This window comes from Agromyces sp. PvR057, from assembly GCF_040547485.1.
Taxonomy (GTDB): domain Bacteria; phylum Actinomycetota; class Actinomycetes; order Actinomycetales; family Microbacteriaceae; genus Agromyces.
In genome coordinates, this window is sequence record NZ_JBEPPT010000006.1 from 254,402 (window position 1) to 269,396 (window position 14,995).

The 14,995-nt window shown below is 71.0% G+C and carries 13 protein-coding genes; 9 read left to right on the top strand and 4 right to left on the bottom strand.

Going from position 1 to position 14,995, the window contains the following annotated elements:
• Positions 1–9: 9 nt before the first annotated feature.
• The gene (locus ABIC29_RS18605; RefSeq protein ID WP_354247909.1) at positions 10–1,410 is read right to left on the bottom strand and encodes an FAD-binding oxidoreductase; all 1,401 of its coding nucleotides are present in this window, start codon (positions 1,408–1,410) and stop codon (positions 10–12) included.
• 109 nt (positions 1,411–1,519) lie between these two features.
• On the opposite strand from ABIC29_RS18605, the gene ABIC29_RS18610 reads away from it, so the two are divergent.
• From ABIC29_RS18610 to ABIC29_RS18630, 5 genes are all read left to right on the top strand, one after another.
• Positions 1,520–2,893: a sensor histidine kinase gene (locus ABIC29_RS18610; RefSeq protein ID WP_354247911.1), complete on the top strand. Its 1,374-nt coding sequence runs from the start codon at positions 1,520–1,522 to the stop codon at positions 2,891–2,893.
• Positions 2,890–3,585: a response regulator gene (locus ABIC29_RS18615; protein WP_116085962.1), complete on the top strand. Its 696-nt coding sequence runs from the start codon at positions 2,890–2,892 to the stop codon at positions 3,583–3,585. Before ABIC29_RS18610 ends, ABIC29_RS18615 begins: the two co-directional genes overlap by 4 nt.
• Before the next feature lie 103 nt (positions 3,586–3,688).
• Entirely contained in the window at positions 3,689–4,030 is a 342-nt protein-coding gene (locus ABIC29_RS18620; RefSeq protein ID WP_354247914.1) for an ArsR/SmtB family transcription factor, read from the top strand.
• Entirely contained in the window at positions 4,023–4,499 is a 477-nt protein-coding gene (locus ABIC29_RS18625) for an SRPBCC family protein (RefSeq protein ID WP_354247917.1), read from the top strand. Before ABIC29_RS18620 ends, ABIC29_RS18625 begins: the two co-directional genes overlap by 8 nt.
• Complete coding sequence (locus ABIC29_RS18630; RefSeq protein WP_116085969.1) at positions 4,499–5,077, top strand: dihydrofolate reductase family protein; 579 nt, start codon at positions 4,499–4,501, stop codon at positions 5,075–5,077. Before ABIC29_RS18625 ends, ABIC29_RS18630 begins: the two co-directional genes overlap by 1 nt.
• On the opposite strand, the gene ABIC29_RS18635 is transcribed toward ABIC29_RS18630, so the two are convergent.
• Positions 5,052–6,536 carry an MFS transporter gene (locus tag ABIC29_RS18635; protein ID WP_354247948.1) on the bottom strand — a complete coding sequence of 495 codons (1,485 nt, stop codon included), beginning with the start codon at positions 6,534–6,536 and terminating at the stop codon, positions 5,052–5,054. The genes ABIC29_RS18630 and ABIC29_RS18635 overlap by 26 nt on opposite strands.
• Before the next feature lie 207 nt (positions 6,537–6,743).
• Between ABIC29_RS18635 and ABIC29_RS18640 the strand changes: the two genes are divergently transcribed.
• The 4 genes from ABIC29_RS18640 (at position 6,744) to ABIC29_RS18655 (ending at position 12,435) form a co-directional block, all read left to right on the top strand.
• Positions 6,744–7,628 carry an ABC transporter ATP-binding protein gene (locus tag ABIC29_RS18640; RefSeq protein ID WP_354247921.1) on the top strand — a complete coding sequence of 295 codons (885 nt, stop codon included), beginning with the start codon at positions 6,744–6,746 and terminating at the stop codon, positions 7,626–7,628.
• Positions 7,625–8,761 carry an ABC transporter permease gene (locus tag ABIC29_RS18645; protein WP_116085975.1) on the top strand — a complete coding sequence of 379 codons (1,137 nt, stop codon included), beginning with the start codon at positions 7,625–7,627 and terminating at the stop codon, positions 8,759–8,761. Before ABIC29_RS18640 ends, ABIC29_RS18645 begins: the two co-directional genes overlap by 4 nt.
• Positions 8,762–9,093: 332 nt before the next feature.
• A complete protein-coding gene (locus ABIC29_RS18650) occupies positions 9,094–11,187 on the top strand; it encodes an alkaline phosphatase family protein (protein WP_354247924.1) in 2,094 nt (697 codons plus the stop codon).
• Between the two features lie 129 nt (positions 11,188–11,316).
• A complete protein-coding gene (locus ABIC29_RS18655; RefSeq protein WP_116085977.1) occupies positions 11,317–12,435 on the top strand; it encodes a threonine aldolase family protein in 1,119 nt (372 codons plus the stop codon).
• 135 nt (positions 12,436–12,570) lie between these two features.
• Here the strand turns inward: ABIC29_RS18655 and ABIC29_RS18660 are convergent, their stop codons facing one another.
• Positions 12,571–14,082 (bottom strand): APC family permease, encoded by a 1,512-nt coding sequence (locus ABIC29_RS18660; protein WP_116085980.1) that lies wholly within the window; start codon positions 14,080–14,082, stop codon positions 12,571–12,573.
• Positions 14,083–14,233: 151 nt separating this feature from the next.
• On the bottom strand, positions 14,234–14,785 hold the full coding sequence (locus ABIC29_RS18665; protein WP_116085982.1) for a TetR/AcrR family transcriptional regulator: 552 nt from the start codon (positions 14,783–14,785) through the stop codon (positions 14,234–14,236).
• Positions 14,786–14,995 lie beyond the last annotated feature (210 nt).

Sequence of the window (14,995 nt, forward strand, 5' to 3'; positions counted from 1 at the left end):
GCTGCGGCGCTAGGCGGGGAACGCCTTGCCCGGGTTCAGCGTGCCCCTCGGGTCGAGGGCCTGCTTGATCGACGCGTGCATCGCGAGCACGCGGTCGCCGAGTTCGGCGCGCGCACCCGGCAGCTTCAGCAGGCCGACGCCGTGCTCGCCCGTCACCGTGCCGCCGAGCGCGCGGCACTCGTCGACGATGCGATCGAACGCGAGCTTCGCCCCGGCCTTCGCCTCGTCGTCGCCCTCGGGCGCGATGATGAGCGGGTGCAGGTTGCCGTCGCCGGCATGCGCGATGTTGGCGATCACGACGTCGTACTCGGCCGCAGCGGACTGGATGCGCGCGAGCATCTCGGGCACGGCTGCGCGCGGCACGCAGACGTCCTCGGTGAGCACCGGTCCGAGGCGCTCGAGCGCGGGGTACGCGAGCCGACGCGCGACGAAGAGCCGGTCGATCTCGTCGGCGTCGACGGCCTGCTCGACCGAGAGCGCGCCTGCGCCGGTCATGAGCTCGGCGACGGATGCCGCGTGCCGCTCGCCGAGCGCACCGACCTCGTCGACCTTGGCGAGCAGCAGGGTGTCCACGCCGTGCGGGAGCCCGAGCGACTGCCACGCGTCGACCGCCTCGATGCAGGTGCGGTCGAGGATCTCGAGGGCGGACGGCACGATGCCCGACGCGCTGATCGCCGCGACCGCGTCGCCGGCGGCGACGAGCGACCCGAAGGCGCCCACCACGGCCCGCTCCTCGCGGCCCGCGAGCGGCAGCAGCTTCACCGTGACCTGCGTGATGATGCCGAGCGTGCCCTCCGACCCGACCATGAGCGCGGTGAGGTCGTAGCCGGTGACGCCCTTCGCGGTGCGGCGGCCGAGGTCGACGATCTCACCGTCCGCGAGCACCACCCGGAGCCCGAGCACGTAGTCGCGGGTCACGCCGTACTTCACGCAGCAGATGCCGCCCGCGTTGGTGGCCGCGTTGCCGCCGATCGTCGAGATGCGGTAGCTCGCGGGATCCGGCGGGTACCAGAGCCCCTGCTCGGCCACCGCCTGGCGCAGGGTGTCGTTGATGACGCCGGCCTCGGCGACCGCGAACCGCTCAGCCGCGTCGATCTCGACGATGCGCGTCATGCGCTCCAGTGAGAGCACGATGCCGTCGGCCACGGCGTTGGCTCCGCCCGAGAGTCCGGTGCCCGCACCACGGGGAACCACGCGGACTCCGGATGCCGCGGCGAGCCGCACCACGGCGACCACGTCGCGCTCGTGCTCGGCGAGCACCACGGCGAGCGGGGTCTCGAACGGCGCCCACTCCGCGTCGTCGTGCGCGTACTCGGCGAGCGCCGCGGCATCCGTCAGCACCTGGTCGGGGCGGAGCACCGCCCGCAGTTCGGCGACGACGGCGGCTTCGACGGGGACGGCGTGATCCATGCGAGCGAGCCTAATCCCGGCGGCGCCTGGTCGAGACATCCGCCAGCAGCACCGAGAAGTCCACCGCGCGACGGATCCGGCGACGCCGCACGCTCGGTAGCGTGGGGGGATGAGCGCCACCCTCGCACCACCCGTCGTCGACGGCGTCGAGTGGATCCGGCCGCACCCGGGCCGTCGTGCGTTCCGCAACGACCTGGTGCTCGCCGCCGTCCTCGCGGTCGCGTCCGCCGGCAGCGTGGTGCTCTACCGCAGAGCGGGCATCGGCGACGATGCCCCGTGGTGGGGCTCGGCGCTCTGGGTGCTCGGCATGACCGCGCCTCTGGCCGTGCGGCGTCGTTGGCCCGAGGCGGTGGCGATCGCGGCATCCGCCACCTTCATCGTCGGCGCCATGACCGAGACGATGGAGCTGCTCTTCTCGAACATCGCGCTCTTCATCGCGATCTACTCCGTCGGCGCCTGGTCACGCAGTCGCAGCCGGGCCAACATCGTGCGCACGGTGATCGTCGTGAGCATGTTCGCCTGGCTGTTCTGGGGGCTCATCACCTACTCCGCCATGCAGGACTACCTGCCCGACCTCGGCCGCGAGGGCCTCCTCTCCCCGTATGTGGCCTACGGGCTCATCAACGTGCTCACCAACCTCCTGTACTTCGGCGGCGCATGGTACTTCGGCGATGCCGCCTACCGCTCGGCGCGGGCGAGGGCCGAGCTCGAGCAGCGCACGGCCGAGCTGGCCGCCGAACGTGAGCGCACCCGCGTGCAGGCGGTGGCCCTCGAGCGGCTGCGCATCGCGCGCGAGCTGCACGACGTCGTCGCGCACCACGTGTCCGTCATCGGCGTGCAGGCCGGGGCCGCCCGTCGCGTGCTCGCGAAGGATCCGGATGCCGCGGCCGCCGCGCTCTCGTCGATCGAGTCGAGCGCGCGCGACGCCGTCGACGAGCTGCACGGCCTGCTCGGAACGCTGCGCGGCGACGCAGACACGGGCTCGATCGACCTCGCGACCGGACGCGCCGTCGGCGACGGCCCGGCGACCGCCAGCACCTCGACCCGCTGCATCGACCGCATCGACGACCTCGTGGCCGAGAGTGCGACGAGCGGGCTGCCCGTGACCCTCGCGATCGTCGGCGAACCCCGCGCGGTGTCGGCGGTCGTCGACCTCAGCGCGTACCGCATCGCGCAGGAGGCCCTCACGAACGTGCGCAAGCACGCCGGCTCGTCGGCGACGGCCGAGGTGCGCGTGCGCTGGGACGACGACGCCGTCGAGCTCGAGGTGACCGACACGGGCACCGCGACGCGGTCGACGACCCCCGCACGCACGGTCGACCGGACCGACCGGGCAGACCCCACCGGCGGGGGCCTCGGACTGCTCGGCATGCGCGAACGCGTCGCCGCCGCGGGCGGCACGCTCGAGACCGGCCCGCGCGCCCGTGGCGGCTACCTCGTGCGCGCGAGGTTCCCGCTGCGCCGCGAGGAGGTGCGCTCGTGAGCATCCGCGTGCTCGTCGTCGACGACCAGAGCCTCGTGCGAGCGGGCTTCCGCACGATCCTCGACTCCGAGGACGGCATCGAGGTCGTCGGCGAGGCATCCGACGGTGCTGCGGCCATCGCCCAGGTCGCGGCCCTCGCGCCCGACGTCGTCTGCATGGACGTGCAGATGCCCGGCATGGACGGGCTCGAGGCCACGAGGCGCATCACGGCCGACGCGACATCCGCCACCGCCGTGCTCGTGCTCACGACCTTCAACCGGGAGGACTACCTGTTCGAGGCGCTCGAGGCCGGCGCGAGCGGATTCCTGCTGAAGAACTCGAGCCCCGAGCAGCTCATCGAGGCCGTGCAGGTCGTCGCCCGCGGCGACGCGCTGCTCTCGCCCGACGTGACTCGCCGGGTGATCGAGGCGGTCGCGAGCCGCGCACCCACGGAGCCGGCCGGACTCGCGATGCCCGCCGAACGTGAGCCGAAGCCCGCGCCCGAGCTCGATGCGCTCACCGACCGCGAGCGCGAGGTCCTCGAGCACCTCGCGGCGGGCCTCTCGAACGCCGAGATCGCCGAACGGCTCTGGGTCGGCGAGGCCACGGTGAAGACGCACGTGTCGAAGGTGCTCATGAAGCTCTCGCTGCGCGACCGGGTGCACGCCGTCGTCTACGCGTACGAGCACGGCGTCGTCAGTCCGTCGTCGTAGCCGACGCCACGCTCGATTTCGGGTCCGGAACCCTCGGCTGGGCCTTGACGCGCCCTTCGGCTCGACGTAACGTAAGCAAATCATTAATTAAGGAGTTGCTTATATGAAGGAGGGGCCCGACGAGCTCAGCCTCGTGTTCCAGGCGCTCGCCGATCCGACGCGTCGCGAGATCCTCTCGCGACTCCGCGGCGGACCGACGACCGTCGGCGAACTGGCGGAGCCCTTCGCGATGAGTCGCCCGGCGATCTCGCAGCACCTGAAGGTGCTCGAGCGGGCGGGGCTCATCGAACGCACGGCCACGGCCCAATGGCGCACCTGCACCCTCCGCACCGAGCCGCTCGACGAGGCCTCCGCCTGGGTCGAACGCCATCGGGGCGAATGGAACGCGCGCTTCGACCTGCTCGACGAGCGACTCCGCGAGCTGAAAGGACAGACGGATGCCTGAGCAGACCGCCTCCGCAACGAAGCAGTTCACGATCACGCGCGTCTTCGACGCCCCCCGCGACCTCGTCTGGCGAGCCTGGACCGACCCCGACGAGGCGGCCATCTGGTGGCACCCCCGCGGCATCGTCACGCCGCGCGAGAGCGTCGACCTCGACGTGCGCCCAGGTTGCCGGTACCGCTACACGATGATCGCGCCCGACGGCACCGAGTACCCGACGGCCGGCGTCTACCGCGAGATCACGCCGCCAGAGCGGATCGTCATGACGTGGGGCTCGCCCGGCGACCCCGATGAGCTCGCGCCCGTGCTCACGATCGCGCTCGCCGAGCACGGCGAGCGCGGCGAGCAGACGCGCATGACCTTCCACGTGCTCGGCATCGACGGCGCACCGGGCGACGAGAACGTCTACGACGGCTGGGACTCCGCGTTCGATCTCCTGGTCGAGCACCTCGACGGCCCCGGTGGCGACTGATGGGCCGCCTCCTCGTCGAACAGGTCGTCACCGCCGACGGGTACGCCGCCGACCCCGACGGCGGCATCGACTTCTTCGAGGCACTCGTTCGACCCGGCGCCGACGGCGAGGTCGACCTCAACGACGCCGAGCAGCTCGCCTACGTCGCACAGGCCGACGCGATCCTGTTCGGCGCGACGACCTATCGCATGTTCGCCGACTACTGGCCGGGCGTCGACCCCGCGGTCGAGCAGGTCGCCGAGCTCATCGAGCGGCTGCCGAAGTTCGTGGTGTCGAACACGCTGACGGCGGCACCATGGGGCGACGGCGAGATCGAGGTGCTGCGCGGCGACGCACTCGCGTCCGCCTCGGCGGTGAAGGAGCGATTCGCCACCGTCATCGTCTGGGGAAGCCTCGTGCTCACCGACGCGCTGCTCGCCGCCGGGCTCGTCGACGAGCTGCACCTGCGCGTCGTGCCGGTGCTGCTGGGTGAGGGTCGATCGTTCACCCCACCCGCGGTCGCCGACCGCGCGCTGGAGCTCGCCCACGTCGAGGCGCGGCCGGGCGGCGTCGTCAGCCTTCGCTACGTCGTGCGCTGAGCGGGTCGGTGGTCGGGTCGGCGATCGGCTCGGCGGGCGTGGCACCGGATGCGGCCGGCGAACCCCGACCGAACGTGCCGGTCTGCGCCTCGGGCCGCGCGACGTCGTCCGCCTCGTGGGTGTCGCCCGCGTCATCGGCCCGCGCCTCCGGCGACGGCGCCTCTGCGCCCGACTGGTACTCCGCCGAGAGCAGCCGGTACGACCGCGTCGTGAAGGCGGCGAGCGCGAGCACGACCATGGCGAGCCCAGCGACGAGGAACACGAACGCGATGCCCCTGGCCTCGCCCTCGCCGAGCAGCCAGCCCCACGCCTGCCGCCCGGCATCGGTCTCCATGTAGGGGATGATCACGAACTCGGCGATCGGGGCGATGAGGAACGCCGTGATCGGGGCCGCGGCCGACTCGACCGCCGCCGCGAAGCCGAACACGCGACCCTGGCGCCGGAACGTGACGACCTTCTGGATGACGGTCTGCTCGGCCGCCTCGACCGCGGGGATGAGCGCCATGTAGACCCAGATGCCGAGGCCGTAGAGCCACCACCACTCGCGAATGGTGAAGAGCGCACCGAGCACGCCCATCGCCACGACGACGAGCAGCATCGTGCGGATGGGATTCCTGCCGAGGCCGAACCTCGCGATCGCCAACCCGCCGATGACGAAGCCGGTCGCCGTGACGCCGAGCACGATGCCCCACACCTCGACGGGGAACAGGGTGAGGCCGTACGGGTCCATGAGCGCCATGTAGACGCCGCCGATGAGGTTGTTGAAGGTCGAGAAGATGATGAGGGCGAACAGGCCCGGCGCCAACCGGATGGCCGCGATGCTGCCCTTGATGTCGATGGCGGAGGCACGTTCGCCCTCGGCGGGCTCCGGGCGCTCCTCGGGCACCGTGAGGAACATCAGGTGCACGAGCGCGACGAGCGTCAGGGCGATCGCGATGACGAGGGTCCACCCCATGCCGAGCAGCCCGATGGCGAGACCGCTGAACACGCTCGTCACGATGAACGCGAGGCCCTGCACGGTGCCGACGAGGCCGTTGGCGTTCGCGTGCCGGTCGACCGGCACGAGCAGCGTGACCGTGGTCGAGAGTGCGATGTTGCGCATGTGCTCGATGACGGAGCCGAAGAGGATCACGCCCGAGAACGCCCAGAACCACGGCCCGCCGAGGTCGACGAGCGCGGACTCGGGCTGGAGCAGGTAGAGCACGCCGGCGATGACGAACGCCCCGAGCGTGACCAGGCTCGAGAAGATCATCACCTGCAGCTTGCGGTGCCGGTCGACGATCGAGCCGAACAGCATCGCGAAGAAGGCGATGAGCAGCATGTACGCGCCGCCGATGATGCCGGTCGCGAGCACCGACCGCGTCTCGAGGTACACCCAGAACGTGAGCGCGAACCAGAGGAAGCTCGTGGTGACGTTCGCGATCGCGGTGTTCACGAGCACCTGCATGAACGTGCGCATGCCGTTGGGCGGCGGCGCCACCCCCGCCTCACCGTTCGTCGTCGCCTGCGACTCGACCTGCTCCGGATCGCCCACCCTGCGAGGGTAGCCAGCACCTGCGACATCCGGAACCCCTCCGCCGTGCGGAGGACCTGGGAGCCGAGGACCCCGCGCACGACCATCCGCACGGGGGATGCCGCGGCCAGGCGACCTCCGTACCGTGAGGGCATGCTCGAACTCCACGACGTCACCAAGCGCTACGGCGAGCGCCTCGCCCTCGACCACGTCAGCTTCGCCGTCGGCGACGGACGCCTCACCGGATTCGTCGGCGGCAACGGCGCCGGCAAGACCACGACCATGCGCATCATCCTCGGCGTGCTCGCCTCCGACGGGGGCACGGTCACCATCGACGGCACCAGGCTCGGGGCGAATGACCGTCGCCGCTTCGGCTACATGCCGGAGGAGCGAGGCCTGTACCCCAAGATGAAGGTGCTCGAGCAGACGGTCTACCTCGCACGCCTGCACGGCTGGTCGGCCGAGGCCGCACGGCGCAACGCCCTCGACCTGCTCGAGCGGCTCGGCCTCGGCGAGCGCGTCGACGACACCATCGAGTCGCTCTCGCTCGGCAACCAGCAGCGAGCGCAGATCGCCGCCGCCCTGGTGCACCAGCCCGAGCTGCTCGTGCTCGACGAGCCGTTCTCGGGGCTCGACCCGATGGCGGTCGAGACCGTGCAGGGCGTCCTCGCGGATTCCGCGGCGACGGGCACCCCCGTGCTGTTCTCGTCGCACCAGCTCGACATCGTCGAGCGCCTCTGCGACGACCTCGTGATCATCTCGGGCGGACGCATCGTCGCCTCGGGCACGGGCGAGACGTTGCGCGCCGAGCACGGCACCGACCGCTGGGAGCTGCTCGCGAACGGCGACGCCGGCTGGCTGCGGCAGCAGCCCGGCATCCGCGTCGTCGAGTTCGACGGCGGCTGGGCCGTCTTCGAGGCCGAGTCGGATGCCGCGCGCGAGGCCGCCCTCGCACAGGCCGTCACCCGCGGCGGCCTCATCAGCTTCGCGCGCGAGCGCACCTCGCTCGCCCAGATCTTCAAGGAGGTCGTGCAATGAGCACGCAGAGCACCGGCACCCGCCCCGCCCCCCGCACCGCCACCGCCCGACCGGCGGCGCCGCGCTTCGTCGACAGCGTCGGCCTCATCGCGGGCCGTGAGATCACGATGCGCCTGCGCAGCAAGGCGTTCCTCATCTCGACGGGCGTGCTCATGCTCGCCGTGCTCGCCTCGGTCGTGCTCGGCTCGCTCCTCGGCGGGCAGTCCGAGGCCGCGAAGGTCGCCGTGGTCGGCGCCGCGTCCTCCGCGGTCGACGGCAACGACGCCCTCGAGGCGGTCCCGGTCGACGACCAGGCCGCCGGCGAGCAGCTGCTGCGCGACGGCGAGGTCGACGCGATCGTCGCGCCCGCGGCATCCGACCCCCTGGGCGTGGTCGTCATCGGCCTCGACCAGGCGCCGTCCGACGTCGTGCAGGCCCTCGCCGTCTATCCGACGGTCGAGCTGCTCGACCCGGCCGCCGTCGATCCGACCCTCGCGTACTTCGTCGCCTTCGGCTTCGGCATCGTGTTCTTCATGTCGGCGATCACGTTCGGCTCGACGATCTCGCAGTCCGTCGTGGAGGAGAAGCAGACCCGCGTCGTCGAGATCCTCCTCTCCACGGTCTCGGCACGCGCGCTGCTGACCGGAAAGGTCATCGGCAACAGCGTGCTCGCGTTCGGCCAGATCCTCGCGATCGCGGTGCTCGCGCTGCTCGGGCTCATGCTCACCGGCCAGCGGGTGCTGCTCGGCGGCGTCGGCCCTTCGGTCATCTGGTTCGTGGTGTTCTTCGCGGTCGGCTTCGTGATGCTCGCGGCGCTCTTCGCGGCGACGTCGGCGCTCGTGTCGCGTGCTGAGGACGTCGGTTCCGTCACGACGCCGGTGACGATGCTCGTGATGATCCCGTACATCCTCATCATCGTGTTCAACAACAACCCGACCGTGCTCGCGATCATGAGCTACATCCCGTTCTCGGCGCCCGTCGGCATGCCGATGCGCGTGTTCCTCGGCACGGCCGAATGGTGGGAGCCGTTCATCTCGCTCGCGATCCTGCTGGCGACGGCGGCCGCCGCCGTGCTCGTCGGCGAGCGCATGTACCGCAATTCGCTGCTGAAGACCGGCACTCGGGTGAAGCTCGGCGACGCCCTGCGCGGCTGAGCCGGCACGGCGCGGCCAGGGCGAGCGGATGCCGCGGGCGGGGGCCTGCGGCATCCGTGCGTCCGCCGGGCCGGTCGCGTGGCGGCACGCCGTCTCGAGTCCCGCAGGACGACTCGACCCCCTGAGGTTGTCTCGACACCACGGCCGCTTTCAGAGAGGTTGTTCACCTCGGTTTCACCGCCATCCGGGCGAGTCGAGACGATGACGCGTGAACCCGCGACGAACATGTCTCGACAACTCCCGGATCCCCTCCTCCGACGGCCTCGATCTCCGAAGACTGGGGTGCGGGCGGCATCCGTCGCCGCGACTCCCTCATCGGAAGGTCCACCCTCATGCCCTCGCCGAACCGCGCGATCCGCGCCGTCTCGACCTCGTTCCTCGCCGCCGCCCTCGTCGCGGCACCCATCTGCGCGCAGGCCGCGTCAGCCGCTCCCGCTGAGGCGCCCACCGCCGGGTCCAAGACCGCGAAGACGCTCGTCGTCGGCATCGACGGCGCGAGCTTCGACTTCCTCGCGCCGGCCGACATGCCGAACCTCGACGCGCTCCGCGCCGCGGGCCTGACCGCGGCGAGCAACCTCTACGCGCAGCCCATGGCGGGCACCGTCTCGGGAGCCGGCTGGTCGAGCATCGCGACGGGCGTCTGGCCCGACAAGCACCGGGTGGTGGACAACAGCTTCACCAACCCGAACTCCGCGCAGTTCCCCGACTACCTCACGCGCGTCGAAGCCGCCGCTCCGGACCGCGCGACGCTCGTCGTCGGCACCTGGACGCCGATCCCCCAGACCGTCTTCGGTCCTGCGGTCGACCAGCGCATCGCCGGCGGCGACGACGCGGGCACCACGGCGAAGGCGGTGGCCGCGCTCAGCACCGGCGATCCCGACGACGTGTTCGTGCACCTCGACGAAGTCGACGGCGCCGGGCACTCGGTCGGCACGAACGGCGCGGCCTACGGCGCTGCGCTGAAGCGCGCCGACGCGCAACTCGGCGAGATCCTCGCGGCCATCGAATCCCGTGCGACCCGCGCCGACGAGGACTGGACCGTCATCGTCACCGCCGACCACGGTCACACGCCGACCGGCGGACACGGCGGCAGCAGCCCCGCTGAGCGCAAGACGTTCGTGATCGCTGCCGGCCCGGGCATCGCGGCGGGCTCGATCCGCAACGACGTGAAGGTCGTCGACATCGCGCCGACCGTGCTCGCGGCCGACGGCATCGCAACGGACCCCGCGTGGAACCTCGACGGCACCGCGATCGGCGAGCTGCAGGCCGACGACTTCGACGCCCTCCGCCCCGCGCTGCAGGGCAAGGTCGACGAGACCCGGCCGGCCGCCGGCGTGCTCGGCTGGACGCACACCACGCCAGAGGGCTGGAGCATCGACAACTCCAAGATGCCCACCGGCGGCGTCGCCGAGTGGGCGGGCTGGTCGTTCGCGACCGATGAGTTCTGGACCAACGTGGAGCTCGGCCAGCGTCGCGAGACGAGCGTGCGCAGCCGCGACGTGTTCGCCGTGGCCGACTCCGACGAGTGGGACGACAAGTCGCACGCCGCGGGCCAGTTCGACTCGACCCTCGTGAGCCCGGCGTACCCGCTGACGGGCGCCGCGACCGCGACCCTCGCCTACGCCACCAACTACTTCATCGACGGCCCGCAGTCCGCGGAGGTCTCGGTGAGCTTCGACGGCGGTGCGCCGCAGTCCCTGAAGGCGTACTCGGCCAACACCAACACGAACGAGCGACTCGCCTTCGACGTGCCGGCCGGCGCCCGCACCGCGCAGTTCCGCTTCCACTACACGGGCACGAACAGCGCCTTCTGGAGCGTCGACCGTGTCTTCCTCGAGCAGGATGCCGCGCCCGAGGCGCCCGACACGACGAAGCCGGTCGCGGCGCTCGTGACGCCGACCGCGACCGGACCGTTCCGTGCCCTCGAGGTGCAGGTCGACGCGACCGACGACCGAGGCCTCAAGCGCATCGTGGCGAACGTCTACCGTGACGGAACCCTCGTCAAGAGCACCCAGACCCCGATCGGCGGCGCGACGTCCGGCACCCACCGCGCGACGGTGACGCTGCCCGACGGCGCGTACACGGTGAAGTCCAACGCCGAGGACCTCGCCGGCAACATCGCCAAGACCGGCACGGCCTCCTTCACGATCGACGCGACGGCGCCGACCGCGACGGTCAAGACCGGAGCTGGCGAGACGGCCGGTGCCGACGGCACGTACGAGAGGGTCAGCTTCAAGCTGTTCGATGCGGGCAAGGTCGATCGGGTCGTGCTCAACGGGGTGGTCAAGGACCTGACGAACAACGCGTGGTCCGACCTGAACTTCGTGAAGCCGGGCACCTTCGGCGCGGTCGCGGGCCAGAACACGCTGGTCGTGCACGACGTCGCCGGCAACACCTCCACGGTCGTCTTCACGCTCCTCGGCTGAGCCGCGAGCAGACCGGCGGATGCCCCGGGGCCGGCGCCCCGGGCATCCGCATGTCCACCGGCAGCGTGCGTCGCGGCATCCGTGCGTGCGCCGTGGCGACGACGCGGGTTCCGTGCGCCGACCGTCACGATGCGTTCAGGCCGCGGGTGGCAGGATGGTTCGGTGACCCACGAGCGCTCCCCCCTCCACGACACCACCATTCGAGGTTTCGCCTCCGACAACTACTCCGGCGTGCACCCCGAGGTGCTCGCCGCGATCGCGGCAGCCAACGGCGGACACCAGGTCGCCTACGGCGAAGACGCCTACACCGAGCGCCTCCAGCAGGTCTTCGCCCACCACTTCGGCGAGGGCGTCGAGGCGTTCCCGGTCTTCAACGGCACCGGAGCGAACGTCACGGGCCTGCAGTCGATGCTGCCGCGCTGGGGCGCCGTGATCTCGGCCAAGACGGCGCACATCAACTCCGACGAGGGCGGCGCGCCCGAGCGCGTGGGCGGCATGAAGCTGCTCACGGTCGTCGCGCCCGACGGCAAGCTCACCCCCGAGCTCATCGATGAGGAGGCGTGGGGCTGGGGCGACGAGCACCGCGCGCAGCCGCTCGTCGTGTCGATCACGCAGACCTCCGAACTCGGCACGCTCTACACGCCCGACGAGGTGCGCGCGATCGCCGATCACGCGCACGAGCATGGCATGCTGCTGCACATGGACGGCGCACGCCTCTCGAACGCGGCCGCCTCACTGGGCCTGCCGTTGCGCGCCTTCACGCGCGATGCGGGCGTCGACGTACTGAGCTTCGGCGGCACCAAGAACGGCGCCCTCGGCGCCGAGGCGATCGTGGTGCTCAACCCCTCGGCATCCGAGGGCCTGAAATACCTGCGCAAGCTGAACATGCAGCTCGCCTCGAAGATGCGCTTCGTCTCGGCGCAGCTCATCGCCCTGCTCGAGGGCGACCTCTGGCTCGAGAGCGCGTCGCACGCGAACGCCATGGCGCGCCGCCTTCGCGATGCGCTCGACGCCGGCATCGCCGCGGGCGAGCTGCCCGGCCTCGGGTTCAGCCAGCCCACCGAGTCGAACGGCGTGTTCGCGGTGCTGCCCGTGGGTGTCGCCGACCGCCTGCGCGACCGCGGGTTCAAGTTCTACGACTGGGATGCCGCCAAGGGTGAGGTCCGCTGGATGTGCTCGTTCGACACGAGCGAAGACGACATCGACGCGTTCGTCGCCGGCATCCGCGAGGAGCTCGCGCGCGGCTGACCTGCGCCGCGCAGCGCAACTCCGGAACTTCGCACCGCGACACTTCGCGCCGCTCCGGGCCCGGCGGGGCGGGGCGGGGCGGAGTTCCGGAATTCTGCCGGCTGTCGCCCCGGCGGCGTGCGGTGGACGACCGGCCTACTCCGGCGCGAGCACCTCGGTGTCGCGGTTGAGCGAGCGCTTCTGGAAGTAGTCGCGCGAGCCGGGCATGAGCGCCCAGACGAACATCAGCACGACCCCGAGCACGAGTGAGCCCACGCCGATGAGGAACGCGCTGCCGATGCCCGCGAGCTGCGAGTAGCCGTAGTCGGGGTTCGCCATGTCGATCGCCGACTGCACGAACGCCCACACCATGAACACGCCGCCGAGCAGCGGGAAGACGAAACGGTAGAACGCGTTGCGCCAGCTGTCGAAGAGGTTGCGGCGGAAGTACCAGATGCAGGCGAAGCTCGCGATGCCGTAGAAGAACGCGATCGCGAGGCCGATCGAGAGCACCGAGTCGGCGAGCACGCTCGTCGACACGAAGTTCATGCCCGCGTAGTAGACGATCGCGATGACGCCGATGAGCGTCGTCGAGAAGGTCGGCGTCTTCGACACGGCGTGGACCTTCGCGAAGCGCGGCGGGAGTGCCTTGTACACGCCCATGGCGAAGGTTCCCCGCGCCGTCGGCAGGATGGTGGTCTGCGACGACGAGAGCGCGGAGATCGCGACGGCGATGACGAGGAACCAGCCGAGCGGGCCCATCGCCATGCCGGCGAGGGCGGAGAACACGTCGTCGGCGTGCTCCTCGTTGGCGAGCCCGGTGCCGGTGTCGCCGAGGCCGGCGTACATCATCGCCACCACGGTGACGCCGACGTAGGTGATGAGCAGGATGAAGGTCGAGAGGGTTGCAGCCCTCCCGGGCGTGCGACGCGGGTCCTTCGTCTCCTCGGTCAGGGCGAGGCACGTGTCCCAGCCCCAGTAGATGAACAGCGCGAGGAGGATCGCCTGCACCATGCCGGTGCCGTCGGCGAGGAACGGGTTGAACCAGTCGAGCGAGACCGCCGTCGGGTCGGGGGCGGTTCCGTTGAAGTAGCCGATGAGGCATCCGACGACGAAGGCGGCCATCGCGAGGTACTGGATCGCGAGCAGCACCTGCTGCATCCGCTCGCCGATCTCGACGCCGCGCAGCGAGATCCACGTCATGGCCGCGATGATGACGCATCCGAACGCGGTGACGATGACGCGATCGTCGGCCAACGAGCCGTCGCCGATCAGGCCGAGCAGGTACACCGAGGCGATCTCCGCGAGGTTCGCCATGACGAGCACGCCGGCCACGGCGATGCTCCACCCGGCCATCCACCCGGTGCGGGGACCGAACGCCTTGGCGGCCCACGTGAACACCGTGCCGCAGTCGGGCACGTCGTTGTTGAGCTCCCGGTACGCGAAGGCCGTGAACAGCATCGGCACGAAGGCCAGGATGAAGGCGATCGGAGCCTGCGCGCCGACCGCGATGATGACGTAGCCGAGCGTCGCCGCGAGCGAGAAGAGCGGGGCGGTCGAGGCGATGCCGATGACCGTCGAGCCGAAGAGGCCGAGCTTGCCGATGGCCAGGCCCTTGGTGGGCGTGGGATCGGTTGCGGGTGCGGCGCCGGCCGTCGGTGTGTTCATCAGGTACTACCTTCTCGCCGTCGAGTGGTTTGCGCGCATGAGGGACGGGCCGACAGATGCGGGTGCTCCCATGATACACCGACCGTCTAGTCGGTCGGTTCTGGAGGCCTGCATCCGTTTGCTGCCGTGGCCCCGGAGCGGCCGCGGCAGGTCAGCGCCGACCGGAGGCCTGCAGCGCGGCGAAGGTCGCGACGAGCGCCTCGACATGCGCGGCGGTGAGCACCGTCTCGCCGTCGGGGACGTTCATGAGCGCGTTGTGGTTCATGCCATCTCCGGCGAACAGCACCAGCCGCGCGAGCGAGGAGTCGTCCGTCGCCGCGGTGAGCACCTCGAGCCAATCGTCTCGGCAGGCGCGGAGCACGTCGAGCGCCGACTCGTCGCCGGTCTGGGCGACGCGGTAGCCCGCTTCGATGACGCGCTCGAGCTCGCTGTCCCGGTCGAGCGAGGATACGAGGTAGTAGCGAACGGCGCCCTCCGGCGCGGACCGCATGCGCTCGGCATCCCTCCTGGCCTGGGCCCGGAGCTCGACGAGCAGGGCCCCGCGGAGCGCGCTCACGGACGCGAAGTGGTGGAGCGCTCCCGACTTGGAGAGGCCGGCACGGCTCGCGACGCCCTCGAGGGTCGCGCCACGGATGCCGCGCTCGACGAGCAGGTCGGTGTAGGCCGTGAGCACTCTGGCGGCCGGGCCCTCGACGGTGATCATCAGGCCATCGTACGAGGCGCCCTCGCCGATGCGGGCTCGCGATGCGTGCCGCTGAGCGCCGAACGCAGAAAGGCCGCCTCATCGGGCGGCCTTCGTGTCGGTGCGGTGCATCATCGGTGTGTTAAATGCGAAGAGCCGCCCACGTGGTGGGCGGCTCTTCGGGAATGGTTGTCCGGCGGTGTCCTACTCTCCCACAGGGTCCCCCCTGCA